Genomic DNA, 13,729 nt, shown 5'->3' with positions numbered 1-13,729 from the left:
TGCCGGATGCTTCGGTGCCGGATGCTTCGGGGGAGATGGTCGTCGTCGACACGGATGCTCCTTGCGGGTCGTCGGTCAGCTGTCGTCGGTCAGAAGCTGCGGTTGGTGGAGATGGAACGGCCGCGGAACTCGGCGACGGCGTCGCCCTGCTCGTCGACGACCGTGACGTCGTAGATGCCGGTGCGGCCGCTGCGCGTGCGCCGGACGGCGGTCGCGGTCAGCGTCTGGCCCGCGACGGTGGACTTGAGGAACGAGATGTCGGCGCCCGCGGCGACCGTGACGAAGTGGTCCTCGTTGCAGGCGATCGCGAATGCGGTGTCGGCGAGTGCGAACACGAAGCCGCCGTGGGTGATGTCGAACCCGTTGGTCATGTCCTCGCGGACCACCATCGAGACGACGGCGTAGCCGGGATCGTCGCGTTCGACGACGAGGCCGAGCGACGCCGAGGCGCGATCCCGCTGCATCATCCGGCGGTTCAGTGCGGCATCCGTCATCTGCGACTCCTCATCGAGTTCGAGGTCGAGCCCCGTCGTTCCGGGGGTGCTGGGGCACCGTTGCTCCGGCGCTGGAATTGACTATATACTAACTGAACGATCGGTTAGTAATACCGGATGCCGGACGTCCGGGCCAGGCCGACCCGAGACCGGATCCGGAACCGCACAGACACAGGAGTCGACGATGACCGCACCCGCAGACCTGAGCGTGGTCGAACCCGAGGCAGACCGTGCCCGCTTCGACGAGCTCATCGCCGCCGACTCGCGCGTCGAGCCGCGCGACTGGATGCCCGAGGCGTACCGCAAGACGCTCATCCGCCAGATCAGCCAGCACGCGCACTCCGAGATCATCGGCATGCAGCCCGAGTCCAACTGGATCTCCCGCGCGCCGAGCCTCAAGCGCAAGGCGATCCTCATGGCCAAGGTGCAGGACGAGGCCGGCCACGGGCTCTACCTGTACTCGGCAGCGCAGACGCTCGGCATCACGCGCGAGGAGATGATGCAGCAGCTCATCGAGGGCCGCGCGCGCTACTCGTCGATCTTCAACTACACGACGCCGACCTGGGCCGACATGGGCGCGATCGGATGGCTCGTCGACGGTGCCGCGATCTGCAACCAGGTGCCGTTGTGCCGCGCCTCGTATGGTCCGTACGGCCGGGCGATGGTGCGCATCTGCAAGGAGGAGTCGTTCCACCAGCGGCAGGGCTTCGAGATCCTGCTCGAACTCATGCAGGGCACCGAGGCGCAGCGCGAGATGGCGCAGGACGCGGTGAACCGCTGGTACTGGCCGAGCCTCATGATGTTCGGGCCGCCCGACGACCAGTCGCCGAACTCGGCGCAGTCGATGGCGTGGAACATCAAGCGCTTCTCGAACGACGACCTGCGCCAGCGGTTCGTCGGCATGCTCGTGCCGCAGGCCGAAGTGCTGGGCGTGATGCTGCCCGACCCGAACCTCGCCTGGAACGAGGAGACCCGGCAGTACGACATGAGCGAGATCGACTGGACCGAGTTCGAGGAGGTGCTCGCCGGCCGCGGGCCCGCCAACGCCGAGCGCCTGCGCCGTCGTCGCAAGGCCCACGAGGAGGGCGCCTGGGTGCGCGAGGCCGCGGCCCAGTACGCCCGCAAGCAGTCCGAGCGCGCGCTCGCGGCAGCAGGGGCGGTGGCGTGATGTCGACCCCCGGCGAGATCGGAACCGAGTCCTGGCCCCTGTGGGAGGTCTTCGTCCGCGCGAACCGCGGCCTGAGCCACGTGCACGTCGGCTCGCTGCACGCACCCGACGCCGACATGGCCGTGCGGAACGCGCGCGACCTGTACACGCGCCGCAACGAGGGCGTGTCGATCTGGGTCGTGCCCGCCGCGGCGATCACGACGAGCGACCCCGACGCGAAGGGTGCGTTCTTCGAGAGCCCGGCCGGCAAGAACTTCCGGCACGCGGTGTACTACACGAAGTCCGAGGGGGTGAAGCACCTGTGAGCACGGTTCCTGAGACGCACGCCGACGACCTGCACGACGTCCACGGCGACGTCACCGTCGACCAGGTCGAGCTCGCCGAGGAGCTCGCCGGCGCCGGACTCACCGGCACCGGGCAGACCGCGTCACCGGATGCCGCCGCCTACGCCATGCGGCTCGGCGACGACGCCCTCGTGCTCGCGCAGCAGCTCGGCCTGTGGATCACGCGCGCGCCCGAGCTCGAGGAGGACGTCGCCCTCGGCAACATCGGCCTCGACCTCATCGGCCACGCCCGCTCGCTCCTGCACTACGCGGGATCGGCGACCGACCGCTCGGAGGACGACCTCGCGTACTGGCGCGACGAGCCCGAGTGGCGCAACGCCTGGCTGTTCGAGCAGCCGAACGGCGACTTCGCGCACACGATCGCGCGCCAGCTGGTGGCATCCTGCTACCTGCTCGAGCTGTACCGCGACCTCACCGCGTCGACCGACCCGACGCTCGCCGCGATCGCGGCGAAGTCGGCCAAGGAGGTCGACTACCACCGCGACCACGCCGTGCAGTGGACCCTGCGTCTCGCGGGCGGCACCGACGAGTCGCGTCGCCGCATGATCACCGCGGTGGCCGACACCTGGCCGTACGTCGACGAGCTGTTCGAGGACGACGACCTCGTCGAGCGCCTCGCGGCCGACGGCGTCGCGGTGCTGCCGTCGTCGCTGCGCGACCGGTTCGATGCGGCGATCGACGAGGTCTTCGCCGAGGCGGCCCTCGAGCGGCCCGTCGGCCGCACCGCGTTCACCGCCTCGGGCGGCGGACGTCGGGGGCGCCACACCGAGCACCTGGGTCCGCTCCTCGCGGAGATGCAGGTGCTCGCGCGGCAGCATCCGGGGGCGTCGTGGTGACCGCGGTGGCCGAACGTCTGCCGCGGGGCGCCGCGGCGGAGGCATCCGTCGCCCGCCCGGTGCCGGCGGACGCCGCCGCGCGCCGAGCCTGGGACATCGCCGCGACGGTGACCGACCCCGAGATCCCGGTGCTCACCATCGAGGACCTCGGCGTGCTGCGCTCGGTCGAGATCGCCGACGACGGCGCAGTGCGCGTCGCGCTCACGCCCACCTACAGCGGATGCCCCGCGCTCGACGCGATGCGCGACGACGTGCTGCTCGCCCTCACGCACGCCGGCTACGACGACGTGACCGTCGACCTTGTGCTCGCACCGGCGTGGACCACCGACTGGATGAGCGAGGCCGGCACCGAGAAGCTCCGCCGCTACGGCATCCAGGCGCCGACCGGCCGCGCGGCCGCCCGAGACGCCGGTCCCGTGCGCCTGCAGCTGGCGGTCAAGTGCCCCCGATGCGACTCGCTGCACACCCGCGAGCTCGCCCGCTTCGGTTCGACGTCGTGCAAGGCGCTCTACGAGTGCCTCGACTGCCTCGAGCCCTTCGACTACTTCAAGGTGCTCTGATGGCCGCCCGCAACCTGGGGTCGACGACGACCCCGCCCACGTCGACGATGCCGCAGGCCGGATCGGATGCCTCGATCGCCGAGGCGTTCCTCGCCGCCACGGTCGGCGGACGGCAGGCCGAGCCGGCGAAGCGCCGCCGCGCCCGGTTCCACACGCTCGAGGTCGCCGAGGTGCGGCCCCTCACCGCCGACTCGGTCGAGGTGACCTTCGCCGTGCCGGGCGACCTCGCCGACGAGTACGACTACCTGCCCGGCCAGTACGTCGCGCTGCGAAAGGAACTCGACGGCCACGAGCGCCGCCGGAGCTACTCGATCTGCCGCCCGCCGCAGCGCGGCGTCGACGGCGGTGCCGGGTCGATCTCGGTCGCCATCAAGCGCGACCTCGGCGGCGTGTTCTCGACCTGGGCGAACGCCGAGCTCGCGGCCGGGGACACGCTCGACGTGATGAGCCCGCAGGGCACGTTCACCTCGACGCTCGCCGACCTCGACGGCCGGCGCATCGTCGGCATCGCCGCCGGCAGCGGCATCACGCCGTTGATGGCGCTCGCGCACACCGTGCTCGCGCGCTCCTCGGACTCGACGTTCGAGCTCGTCTACACGAACCGGTCGACCCTCGACGTGATGTTCCTCGAAGAGCTCGCCGACCTGAAGGACCGCTATCCGTCGCGCCTCGCCGTGCACCACGTGCTCTCGCGCGAGCAGCGCACCGCGCCGCTGCTGTCGGGCCGCATCGACGCCGAGAAGCTCGGCACGATGCTCGACCTGCTGATCCGGCCCGAGACCGTCGACGAGTGGTTCCTGTGCGGACCGTTCGAGCTCGTACAGCTCGCCCGTGACACCCTCGCGGAGCGCGGCGTCGAGCCGGCGCACGTGCGATACGAGCTGTTCACGACGGATGCCGACCGCGTCGAGCCGCGCCACGCGCGGCCGGTCGTGGTCGAGCAGGGCGAGCAGACCTACACCGTCGAGTTCACGCTCGACGGGCAGTCGTCGACGGTCGAGACGCCGGTGTCGGCGAACGAGTCGATCCTGAACGCGGCGCTGCGCGTGCGACCCGACACGCCGTTCGCGTGCGCCGGCGGCGTGTGCGGCACGTGCCGCGCGCGGGTCGTCGACGGCAGTGTGCGGATGACCGAGAACTACGCACTCGAGCCCGACGAGCTCGAGGCGGGGTACGTGCTCACCTGCCAGTCGCACCCCACCACCGACAAGGTCGTCGTCTCGTACGACGCCTGACCTCCCGGAAGGGCCACCACATGATCAGGTTCACGGCCGACGACGGCGTCGCCGAAGTCGTGCTCGACGCACCCGACAAGCTCAACGCGCTCGACGAGCAGGCGCTGGGCGAGCTCTCGGCGGCGTACGAGGAGGCCGAGCGGCTCGTCGCCGGCGGGGACATCCGGTCGCTCGTGCTGCGCGGCGAGGGCCGGGCGTTCTGCGCCGGTCGCGACATCTCGAACGTCGACCCCCGCGAGGACGACGTGCAGGGTTACCTCGGCGGACTCGTCGAGCCGCTGTTGCAGCGCATGGCCGCGCTCCCGGTTCCGACCTTCGCCGTCGCGCACGGTGCGTGCCTCGGCGTCGGCCTCGGCCTGCTCATCGCGAGCGACATCGTCTACGTCGCCGACACCGCGAAGATCGGATCGCCGTTCGCGAACCTCGGCGCGACCCTCGACTCGGGCGGGCATGCCCTGTTCGTCGAGCGGCTCGGCGCGCACCGCACCATGGACCTCATCGTGACCGGCCGCCTGATGTCAGGTTCGGAGGCGGTCGCCGCGGGCCTGTTCTCGCGGGTCTTCCCGGCCGACGAGGTGACGGATGCCGCCCGCTCCGCGGCGCGCGCCGCGGCATCAGGTGCCACGCAGGCGTTCGTCGCCTCGAAGCGCCTGGTCGCGTCGCTGCGCGACGACCGGCTCGGACTCTGGGCATCCATGGCGGAGGAGAACCGGGCGCAGGCCGCGCTGTGCGACTCCGCCGACTACCGCGAGGGCTTCGCGGCGTTCCAGGAGAAGCGCCGGCCGGAGTTCACCGGGCGCGGGTGAACGGCGGTCTCGCGTTCGTGCTCGCCGCTGTCGGGCTCATCGCCGTGCGGCGGCGAGCTGCTCCTCGGTGAGCGGGCGGTCGGCGTAGACGAGCCTGATCGCCGCCGGGTCGGGATTGCCCGCGTCGGGACCGCGCCACGCGAGTTCGAGCCCGACCTTGCGCGCGACCCGGTCGGAGGCGACGTTGTGCTCGAGCAGGTAGGCGATGACGGGGAGGTCGGGCGCGACCTCGTTCGCCCGCCGGAGTCCTGAGGCGGCGAGCTCGGTCGCGTATCCTCGTCCGTGCTCGTCGGCGGCGAGCCGGTATCCGAGGTTCCAGACGAGTCCGCCGAGCACACCCGCCCCGCCGTAGCCGATGATGCGCTCTTCACCGTGGGGCCGCACGACCCAGGTGTCGAGGCCGTGTTCGCGCCAGCCGTCCATCCAGCGCTCGAGCATCGCGCGCGTCCGCTCGGGGTCGGTGTGCCGCAGCGACGGGAAGTGCCCCCACACGCGCGCGTCGCTGCAGATGGCGTACAGCTCATCGAGGTCGCTCGCGACGGGTGGGCGCAGGTCGAGGCGTTCGGTGCGGGCCGCGCCCGACACCGCGGCATCCGCCGTCATCGCCGCTCCCCGCCCGACTCGGCGGCCTCGCCGGATGCCCCGGACGAGCCGGATGCCCCGGACGAGCCGGATGCCCCGGACGAGCCGGATGCCCCGGACGTGCCGGATGCCCCGGGCACCCCTGAAACCCCGGAGCGCCCGGTCGTCTCCGCGCCGGTCTCCGCGAACTCACCGGTACCGTCGGCGAAGCCCTCGCCGCCGGCGCCGAAACCCTGCGCCTCGTCGGCGAAGTCCTCGGCGTGCTCCTCGATGTCGCGGCCGAGGTCGTCCCGGATCAGCAGGTCGCGCCGCACGTGGTCGGTGCGGTAGGCGCTGCGTCCGAGCATGTGGGCCGTCATCGGCTGCGTCAGCAGCTGGAAGGTCATCACGAGCACCGCGGTGGTCGCGACGCCCCAGCTCGGTGCGCGCAGCGTGATCGCGAGCAGCACGAGCGCGAGGCCGAGCACCTGCGGCTTCGTGGCCGCGTGCAGGCGCGTGAGCACGTCGGGGAACCGCAGGATGCCGATGCCCGCGGCCATCGACAGGAACGCGCCCACGAGGATGAGCACGCCGACGACGACCTCCACGGGGCTGAGCCAGAACCCGTTCACGAGGCATCCTGCTTCGCGATGAACCGCGCGATCGAGATCGAGCCGACCACCGCGAACATCGCGAGGACGAGCAGCACGACGAGCGTGTCGGTGTGCCGGTTGAGCGCCATCTCGGTGCCGAGGGCGCACATGGCGATCGCGAGCAGGACGTCGGTCGCCAGCGCGCGGTCGAGGATCGACGGGCCGCGGATGATGCGGATCACGGCCGCGATCGCGCCGATGCCGAACATGACGCCGGCCGCGATCCCGGCCAGGGTGAGGAAGGTCATTCGCGCTCCTTCGGCTCGGGGGCGCCGCCGACGGTACGGTCGTCGACGGCACGGTCGTCGGCGGAGGAGGGGCCCGATCCGGACGCCGCAGCGGCGCGCGCCGCCCGCCGCTCACGCCGCTCACTGCGCACCGCCTCGGCCTGCTCGTGCGTGCCGATCGCGAGGACGATGAACTCCTCGGTGCTGAGCACGTGGCTCCGCGTCCGTTCGATGTCGGCTTCGGTCCGGGTGCCGAGCGCGTGCAGGTACAGCAGGCCCCGTTCGCGGTCGATGTCGACGACGACGGTGCCGGGCACGACCGAGATCGCCTCGGCCGTGAGCGTCGTGACCAGGTCGCTGCGCGTCAGCAGCTGCACGGTGATGATCGAGTTCATCGGCTTCCACCACGGCCAGATCGCGAACGCGGCGACCTGGAGCGACGCGGTGACCACGTCGAACATCATGCGGAGCCCGAGCAGCAGCCCTCGCCACGGGTTGAACCGCCCCGACAGCAGCACGGGCGGCAGGTAGAGGGCGCGGGTCACGGCGATGGCGAGCAGGATGCCGGTCACCAACGTGAGCACGTCGATGTGGTCCCAGAGGAGCAGCCACAGCACCACGAGTCCGAGCAGCAGCGGCGCCTGCCGCCACACCGCCTGCCACCGGGTGAGCTCACGGCGCTCGCGGGGCGTCCGCTCGGCTCCGTCACCGACGCGGGCGGCACCGGCGCCCACGGCGTCGGAGCCGGCCGGCTGAGGCATCCGCTCGTCGCTCATCGGATGCCTCCCGGGAAGACCATCGAGATGTACGTCTCGGCGTCGGTGAGGTTCGCGGCCGCACGGCCGGCGAGGTCGAACAGGGGCCCGGCGAACACGGTGAGCAGCAGCGTCAGGGCGACGAGGCCGGTGGTCGCGGTGACCATGAGCCACGGGGTCGTGCGCTTCGCGGTCGCGATCGGCGACGAGCCGTCCCACTCCTGCACCTGCTCGAGCAGCACCGATTCGTAGCCGGCCTCGAGCTCGTCGCGTCCACGCCAGAACGCCATGTTCCAGAACCGGGTGAGCGCGTACAGCGTGATGAGCGAGGTCGCAGCTCCGGCCGCGATGACCGCCCACGTGAGCCAGGCGGGTCCGCCGACCGCCTGCGGCGCGCCCTCGGCGCCGGCGACGAACAGTCCGACCTTGCCGAGGAATCCGGAGAACGGCGGGATGCCCCCGAGGTTCAGCGCCGGGATGAAGAACAGGATCGCGAGCAGCGGCGACGCCTTCAGCAGCCCCGCGAGCCGCGTGATCGACGTGTCGCCGCCGAAGCGCTCGATGAGCCCGGTCGTGAGGAACAGCGCGGTCTGCACGGTGATGTGGTGGACGACGTAGTAGATCGTGGCGGCGATGCCGAGCTCGGTGGCGAGTCCGATGCCGAAGATCATGTAGCCGATGTGGCTGACCAGCGTGTACGACAGCAGTCGCTTGATGTCGGCCTGGGTCAGCGCGCCGAGGATGCCGACGAGCATGGTCAGGCCGCCGACGACGAGCAGCGCCGTCGAGAGGTCGGAGTCGGCGAAGATCAGCGTCTCGGTGCGGATGATCGCGTACACGCCGACCTTCGTGAGCAGGCCGGCGAACACCGCCGTGACCGGCGCGGGCGCGGTCGGGTACGAGTCGGGCAGCCAGAACGACAGCGGGAACACCGCCGCCTTGATGCCGAACGCGAGGAGCAGCAGCAGGTGCAGGATGAGCTGCACGTCGGCGGGCAGCGCGCCGAGCCGCACCGAGAGCTGCGCGAGGTTCGCGGTTCCCGTCGCACCGTAGATGAGTGCGATCGCCGACAGGAAGAACAGCGATGAGACGAGGCTGACGATGATGTACGTCACGCCGGCTCGAATGCGCTCGCCGGTGCCGCCGAGGGTGAGCAGCACGTAGCTCGCCGCGAGCAGGATCTCGAACCCGACGTACAGGTTGAACAGGTCGCCCGCGATGAACGCGTTGCAGACGCCTGCCGCGAGGATCAGGTACGACGGGTGGAAGATCGACACCGGCGTCTCGCGGTGCTGGTCGGCGATGCCCTGCCCGACCGCGTAGACGAGGACGCCGAGCAGCACGAGCGCCGAGATGAGCACCATGATCGCCGAGAGCCGGTCGACGACGAGCACGATGCCGAACGGCGGCTCCCACGCGCCGACCGCGACGACGATGCCCGCTCCGGTGCGGTCGACGATCGCGAGCAGCACGGCGGCGATCGCGGCGACCGCGGCCAGCACGCTCGTCGACACCGCCATCTGGGCGCGGCGGTGGCGGCCGAGGATGAGCGCGGTCGCAGCGCCCAGCAGCGGCAGCAGCACCAGCAGCGGCACGAGGGCCTGGGCGACGGATTCGGTGGTCATGGGCGCACCACCTCCTCGTCGGGTTCCTCGTCGCTCGCATCGATGATCTGCTGGATCGCCAGGTCGTCGGCCGACGACGAGCGGATGAGGTCGGCGGCCTCCTCGGCGTCCTCCTCGAGCTCGGCGTCGTCGTCGACCAGGTCGCCCTTCTCGCCGAGCTGCGCCAGCCACCACGACCGGTAGATGAGGGCGAGCATGAACGCGGTGATGCCCAGGTTGATCACGATCGCGGTCAGCACGAACGCCTGCGGCAGCGGGTCGGAGATCTCGTCGGGATCGACGCCGTCGTTCAGGATCGGCGCGAGTCCGGGCATCCCGCTCATCAGGTAGATCAGCAGGTTCACGGCGTTGCCGACGAGCAGGAACCCGATGAGCACGCGGGTGAGGCTGCGTTCGAGCATGATGGCGATGCCCGCGCCGAACAGCACGGCCATCAGCACCACGAGGGTGAGCGAGGCGGTCATCGCGTCACCCCCTGCCGGTCGGCGGCCGGTGCCGTCGGGGCGGGAACTCCGGGCTCGGATGCCTCGGGCTGCGCGCCGTCGCCCTCGTCGGCCTCCTCCTGCTGGCGGTCGACCTCGGCGCCGAGCGAGCGCAGGATGTCGAGCACCAGCCCGACGACGACGAGGTACACCCCGATGTCGAACAGCGTCGAGGTGCCGATCGACAGGGTGCCGAGCACCGGCACGTCGAGCTCGAACCAGCTCGACTCGAAGACCGTGAGGCCGAACACGAGCGACGACGCGGCCGTGCCGGCGGCCAGGAACAAGCCGGTGCCGAGCAGGCGCCCGGCGTCGATGGGCGCGGCCTCGCCGAGTTCGTACCGGCCGCCGGCCAGGTACCGGGCGACGAGCGCGAGGCCCGCGAGCAGCCCGCCGGCGAAGCCGCCGCCCGGCGCGTTGTGGCCGACGAACAGCAGGTACACCGACACCACGATCGCGGGGTGGAAGAGCAGGCGCACGAGCACCTCGATGAGGATCGAGCGTCGCCGCGGCGAGAGCGTGCGCCCGGCGATGAGCCAGGTCTGCCGAGTGGAGGCGGCGTCCGAGGCGGCGTCGGCCGCCCGCTTCGAGCCGCCGCCCGCCGAGGCATCCGTGCGCCCGGCGGCTTCTGCTCGGCCCGGCCGCGGCGCGCGGATGCTCGATGCGGGCTCGGGAACAGGGCGGAGCCGGTTGCGGCGGTCGAAGTCCGCGTCGAGCCGGGGCGCGCCGCCCGTGCGCCCGGAGACGAACAGCAGGCTCGCGACGCCGGTGGCGACCGCGACGAGCACGGCGATCTCGCCGAGCGTGTCCCACGCGCGCAGGTCGACGAGCATCACGTTGACGATGTTCTTGCCGTGCGCCTCGATCGCGAGGGCGGGCAGGCCGCCCGCGATGGTCGGCTCGACCCGTGCGCCGAGCGCGATGAAGCCGATGACGCCCATCACCGCGCCGGAGAGCACGCCGATCGTGATGCGGGCCGCCCGGTGCACGGGCGGGTGCTGTTGCGCGATCTGCTTCGGCAGGCGGCGCAGCACCAGCACGAACACGACGATGACGATGGTCTCGACGAGCGCCTGTGTGAGGGCGAGGTCGGGCGCCCCCGACATGCCGAACAGCAGCACGAGGCCGTACCCGGTGACGCTGACGAGCAGCACCGCGGTCATCCGCTGCCGGACGATGGCCGCTGCGACGCCGGCGACCGCCATGACGAACGCGATGAACGGCTGCGAGGGGTAGTCCCACAGGCGCACCGACCCGGGCCAGGTCGAGTTCGCGATGGCCGCGACGCCGAGCCCGCCGATGAACACGACCATGATGAGCGCGAGGTAGCCGGGCAGTCCGCCGGCCTGGATGAGGCTCGTGAGCCGCGCGGCGAACCGGTCGATGACCGACACGATGCCGAGGTACCCGCGCCCCGCGTCGACGAGGTGCGGCATCGCGGCCTGCAGGCGCGCGACGCGCGCGCGACCCCACACGAGGAGGGCGCCGAGCGCGAAGACCGCCAGCGAGATCCACAGCGCCGGTTCGAATCCGTGCCAGAGCGCGAGGTGGTATTCGTGCGGCCCGGCGAGGGTGTCGGCATAGGCGGTGAGCAGCGGCTCGATCCCGGCGATCGCGAACGCGGCGACGACGCTCGCTGCGGCGAGCACGGCCGGGGCGACGGTGATGAGCGGGCTGGGCCGGTGCAGCGGGGTCGGCTCGATCGAGGGGCGGGTCCAGAACGCGCCCCACACGAACCGCACGCTGTAGGCGACCGTGAGCACCGAGCCGGCGACGGTCGCGATGAGCGCGAGCCACGCCCACGCCGCAGGCCCGGCCGTGCCCTCCGTCGCCGCTTCGAGGAAGGCGGTGAGCACGCCCTCCTTGGCCACGAACCCGAGCAGCGGCGGGATGCCCGCCATCGACGCGGCCGCGAGCATCGCCGCGGTCGCCACCACGGGCATCCGCCGCCCGACACCCGAGAGCTTCCGCCAGTCGCGGGTGCCCGCGGCGTGGTCGACGATGCCGACGACGAGGAACAGCGCCGCCTTGAACAGCGCGTGCGCGAGCAGCAGCGCGACGCCCGCCAGCGCCGCGTCGCGCGTGCCGAAGCCGGTGACGAGCACGAGGAAGCCGAGCTGGCTGACCGTGCCGTACGCGAGCATCAGCTTCAGGTCGTACTGGCGCAGCGCCCGCCAGCCGCCGACGAGCATCGTCAGGCCGCCGATGACGACCACGATCGGATGCCACACCTCGAGGTCGGCGTACCCGGGCGCGAGGCGGGCGATGAGGTACACGCCGGCCTTCACCATCGCCGCGGCGTGCAGGTAGGCGCTCACGGGGGTCGGCGCGGCCATGGCCGCGGGGAGCCAGAAGTGGAACGGCACGAGCGCGCTCTTGGAGATCGCACCGACGAGCACGAGGGCGACGCCCCACTCGCCCGCGGCCCCCGTGACGGGGTTCGCGACGAGTTCGGACAGCGAGGTGGTGCCGCCCTCGACCGAGAGCAGCACGAGCCCGACGAGCATCGCCAGGCCGCCGAACGTCGTCACCGTGAGGGCCTGGAGCGCGGCGCCGCGGCTCTCCTTGCGACCCGTGTAGTGGCCGATCAGGAGGTACGAGAGCACGCTCGTCGCCTCCCAGAACGTGAACAGCACGTACACGTCGTCGCTCGTGACGAGCCCGAGCATGACGCCCGCGAACGCGAGCAGCAGCCCGGCGAATCGGCCGAGCGACGGCTCGTCGTCGTCGAAGTACCAGGTGCAGTAGACGAGCACGAGCGCGCCGACGCCCGTGACGACGAGCGCCAACAGCAGGGCCAGCGCGTCGAGGCGGAAGCTCAGCGCGATGTCGAGCGCCGGGATCCACTCGACCGACTCGACGACGGGCGTGCCGGCCAGCACGCCGGGCAGCCACGCGAGCAGCAGCACGAACACGGCGGCGGGCAGCACGGCGAGCAGCAGGAAGACACGGCGCCCGAGGAACCTCGTGAGCAGCGGCGTGAGGATCGACAACGCGCCGAACGCGACGAGGCTGAAGAGCATCCAACCTCCTCACCCGCGTTTCGACCCGAACCACCAGTCTATCGGGCGGGTCGACCGCCTTCCGCGGCGGCTCCGACGGGCAGGATGGAGGGATGCCGATCCTGATCCAGCCCGACGACCTCGCCGCCCGGCTCGCAGCGGACGCCGAGCAGCGCGATCCGGGTGCGCCGCGCACGGTCGTGCTCGACGTGCGGTGGAGCCTGCAGCAGCCCGACGGCCGGCCCGCCTACCTCGACGGCCACGTGCCCGGCGCGGTCTACGTCGACCTCGACGCCGAACTCGCCGACCACGGCCGTGACGGGGCGGGTCGCCACCCGCTCCCCGACGAGGCCGCCTTCACCCGCGCGATGCGGCGGTGGGGCCTGCGCGACGGCGACACGGTCGTCGTCATGGACGACCTCGGCAACCAGTCGTCGGCCCGGGCCTGGTGGCTGCTGCGGCACGCCGGGTTCGCCGACGTGCGCCTCCTCGACGGCGCGCTCGCCGGCTGGATCGGGGCGGGGCATCCGCTCGAACCCGGCGACGTCGTGCCGCCGCCCGGCGACGCGACCGCGCGATTCGGGTCGATGCCGGTGATCGACGCGGATGCCGCCGGCGCACTCGCCCGCGACGGCGTGCTGCTCGACGCACGCGCCGTCGAGCGCTACCGCGGCGAGGTCGAACCGGTGGACCCGAAGGCCGGGCACATCCCGGGCGCGCGTTCGGCGCCGTCCGGCGGCAGCCTCGACGCCGACGGGCGGTTCCTCGCGCCCGACGCACTGGCGGAGCGGTTCGCCGCGACCGGCGCGGTGCCCGGTGCCGCCGTGGGCGCGTACTGCGGTTCGGGGGTTACGGGTGCGCACGCGGTCGTCGCGCTCGCGCTCGCCGGGATCGACGCGGCGCTCTTCCCCGGCTCATGGAGCCAGTGGTCGCGCGAGGACCGCCCCGTCGAGACGGGAGACGCGCCGGCGGGGGACTGAG

Annotated in this window: 15 protein-coding genes; 7 read left to right on the top strand and 8 right to left on the bottom strand. The window is 72.0% G+C overall.

Going from position 1 to position 13,729, the window contains the following annotated elements; translation table 11 throughout:
• Nucleotides 1-89: 89 nt before the first annotated feature.
• Nucleotides 90-494 carry a hydroxyphenylacetyl-CoA thioesterase PaaI gene (paaI, locus tag ELQ40_RS15910; protein WP_127794562.1) on the bottom strand — a complete coding sequence of 135 codons (405 nt, stop codon included), beginning with the start codon at nucleotides 492-494 and terminating at the stop codon, nucleotides 90-92.
• 184 nt (nucleotides 495-678) lie between these two features.
• On the opposite strand from paaI, the gene paaA reads away from it, so the two are divergent.
• Genes paaA through ELQ40_RS15880 form a run of 6 tightly spaced genes read left to right on the top strand, consistent with a single transcriptional unit; the run spans nucleotide 679 to nucleotide 5,443 of the window.
• The gene (gene paaA, locus ELQ40_RS15905; protein WP_127794561.1) at nucleotides 679-1,662 is read left to right on the top strand and encodes a 1,2-phenylacetyl-CoA epoxidase subunit PaaA; all 984 of its coding nucleotides are present in this window, start codon (nucleotides 679-681) and stop codon (nucleotides 1,660-1,662) included.
• Entirely contained in the window at nucleotides 1,662-1,967 is a 306-nt protein-coding gene (gene paaB / locus ELQ40_RS15900; RefSeq protein ID WP_127795356.1) for a 1,2-phenylacetyl-CoA epoxidase subunit PaaB, read from the top strand. Before paaA ends, paaB begins: the two co-directional genes overlap by 1 nt.
• Nucleotides 1,964-2,842: a 1,2-phenylacetyl-CoA epoxidase subunit PaaC gene (gene paaC, locus ELQ40_RS15895; protein WP_127794560.1), complete on the top strand. Its 879-nt coding sequence runs from the start codon at nucleotides 1,964-1,966 to the stop codon at nucleotides 2,840-2,842. Before paaB ends, paaC begins: the two co-directional genes overlap by 4 nt.
• A 59-nt stretch (nucleotides 2,843-2,901) precedes the next feature.
• Nucleotides 2,902-3,402 (top strand): 1,2-phenylacetyl-CoA epoxidase subunit PaaD, encoded by a 501-nt coding sequence (paaD, locus tag ELQ40_RS15890; RefSeq protein WP_127795357.1) that lies wholly within the window; start codon nucleotides 2,902-2,904, stop codon nucleotides 3,400-3,402.
• Nucleotides 3,403-3,449: 47 nt separating this feature from the next.
• Complete coding sequence (paaE, locus tag ELQ40_RS15885; RefSeq protein WP_127795355.1) at nucleotides 3,450-4,637, top strand: 1,2-phenylacetyl-CoA epoxidase subunit PaaE; 1,188 nt, start codon at nucleotides 3,450-3,452, stop codon at nucleotides 4,635-4,637.
• Nucleotides 4,638-4,657: 20 nt separating this feature from the next.
• Nucleotides 4,658-5,443: an enoyl-CoA hydratase/isomerase family protein gene (locus ELQ40_RS15880; protein ID WP_127794559.1), complete on the top strand. Its 786-nt coding sequence runs from the start codon at nucleotides 4,658-4,660 to the stop codon at nucleotides 5,441-5,443.
• 36 nt (nucleotides 5,444-5,479) lie between these two features.
• Here the strand turns inward: ELQ40_RS15880 and ELQ40_RS15875 are convergent, their stop codons facing one another.
• From ELQ40_RS15875 to ELQ40_RS15845, 7 genes are read right to left on the bottom strand one after another with little or no spacing between them, the layout of a single operon-like run.
• The gene (locus ELQ40_RS15875) at nucleotides 5,480-6,046 is read right to left on the bottom strand and encodes a GNAT family N-acetyltransferase (protein WP_127794558.1); all 567 of its coding nucleotides are present in this window, start codon (nucleotides 6,044-6,046) and stop codon (nucleotides 5,480-5,482) included.
• A complete protein-coding gene (gene mnhG, locus ELQ40_RS19350) occupies nucleotides 6,043-6,636 on the bottom strand; it encodes a monovalent cation/H(+) antiporter subunit G (RefSeq protein ID WP_305004407.1) in 594 nt (197 codons plus the stop codon). The genes ELQ40_RS15875 and mnhG overlap by 4 nt, the downstream gene beginning before the upstream one ends.
• Entirely contained in the window at nucleotides 6,633-6,905 is a 273-nt protein-coding gene (locus ELQ40_RS15865) for a monovalent cation/H+ antiporter complex subunit F (RefSeq protein WP_127794557.1), read from the bottom strand. Before ELQ40_RS15865 ends, mnhG begins: the two co-directional genes overlap by 4 nt.
• The gene (locus ELQ40_RS15860; RefSeq protein ID WP_240665829.1) at nucleotides 6,902-7,660 is read right to left on the bottom strand and encodes a Na+/H+ antiporter subunit E; all 759 of its coding nucleotides are present in this window, start codon (nucleotides 7,658-7,660) and stop codon (nucleotides 6,902-6,904) included. Before ELQ40_RS15860 ends, ELQ40_RS15865 begins: the two co-directional genes overlap by 4 nt.
• A complete protein-coding gene (locus ELQ40_RS15855) occupies nucleotides 7,657-9,264 on the bottom strand; it encodes a Na+/H+ antiporter subunit D (RefSeq protein ID WP_127794556.1) in 1,608 nt (535 codons plus the stop codon). Before ELQ40_RS15855 ends, ELQ40_RS15860 begins: the two co-directional genes overlap by 4 nt.
• Complete coding sequence (locus tag ELQ40_RS15850; protein ID WP_127794555.1) at nucleotides 9,261-9,728, bottom strand: NADH-quinone oxidoreductase subunit K; 468 nt, start codon at nucleotides 9,726-9,728, stop codon at nucleotides 9,261-9,263. The genes ELQ40_RS15855 and ELQ40_RS15850 overlap by 4 nt, the downstream gene beginning before the upstream one ends.
• Nucleotides 9,725-12,769, bottom strand: coding sequence for a Na+/H+ antiporter subunit A (locus tag ELQ40_RS15845; protein ID WP_127794554.1), 3,045 nt, complete (start codon nucleotides 12,767-12,769; stop codon nucleotides 9,725-9,727). Before ELQ40_RS15845 ends, ELQ40_RS15850 begins: the two co-directional genes overlap by 4 nt.
• Nucleotides 12,770-12,861: 92 nt before the next feature.
• Here ELQ40_RS15845 and ELQ40_RS15840 point away from each other — a divergent pair, with 92 nt between their 5' ends.
• The gene (locus ELQ40_RS15840; RefSeq protein WP_127794553.1) at nucleotides 12,862-13,728 is read left to right on the top strand and encodes a sulfurtransferase; all 867 of its coding nucleotides are present in this window, start codon (nucleotides 12,862-12,864) and stop codon (nucleotides 13,726-13,728) included.
• Nucleotide 13,729 lies beyond the last annotated feature (1 nt).

This window comes from Agromyces sp. LHK192, from assembly GCF_004006235.1.
Classification (GTDB): domain Bacteria; phylum Actinomycetota; class Actinomycetes; order Actinomycetales; family Microbacteriaceae; genus Agromyces.
Note: the sequence above shows the minus strand (reverse complement) of the source record. Positions and strands in the feature narration are given on the sequence as shown.

Coding starts and splice junctions, on each gene's coding strand:
- paaI (WP_127794562.1), bottom strand. CDS start 494: ATGACGGATGCCGCACTGAACCGCCGGATGATGCAGCGGGATCGCGCC.
- paaA (WP_127794561.1), top strand. CDS start 679: ATGACCGCACCCGCAGACCTGAGCGTGGTCGAACCCGAGGCAGACCGT.
- paaB (WP_127795356.1), top strand. CDS start 1,662: ATGTCGACCCCCGGCGAGATCGGAACCGAGTCCTGGCCCCTGTGGGAG.
- paaE (WP_127795355.1), top strand. CDS start 3,450: ATGCCGCAGGCCGGATCGGATGCCTCGATCGCCGAGGCGTTCCTCGCC.
- ELQ40_RS15880 (WP_127794559.1), top strand. CDS start 4,658: ATGATCAGGTTCACGGCCGACGACGGCGTCGCCGAAGTCGTGCTCGAC.
- ELQ40_RS15875 (WP_127794558.1), bottom strand. CDS start 6,046: ATGACGGCGGATGCCGCGGTGTCGGGCGCGGCCCGCACCGAACGCCTC.
- ELQ40_RS15865 (WP_127794557.1), bottom strand. CDS start 6,905: ATGACCTTCCTCACCCTGGCCGGGATCGCGGCCGGCGTCATGTTCGGC.
- ELQ40_RS15860 (WP_240665829.1), bottom strand. CDS start 7,660: ATGAGCGACGAGCGGATGCCTCAGCCGGCCGGCTCCGACGCCGTGGGC.
- ELQ40_RS15855 (WP_127794556.1), bottom strand. CDS start 9,264: ATGACCACCGAATCCGTCGCCCAGGCCCTCGTGCCGCTGCTGGTGCTG.
- ELQ40_RS15850 (WP_127794555.1), bottom strand. CDS start 9,728: ATGACCGCCTCGCTCACCCTCGTGGTGCTGATGGCCGTGCTGTTCGGC.
- ELQ40_RS15845 (WP_127794554.1), bottom strand. CDS start 12,769: ATGCTCTTCAGCCTCGTCGCGTTCGGCGCGTTGTCGATCCTCACGCCG.
- ELQ40_RS15840 (WP_127794553.1), top strand. CDS start 12,862: ATGCCGATCCTGATCCAGCCCGACGACCTCGCCGCCCGGCTCGCAGCG.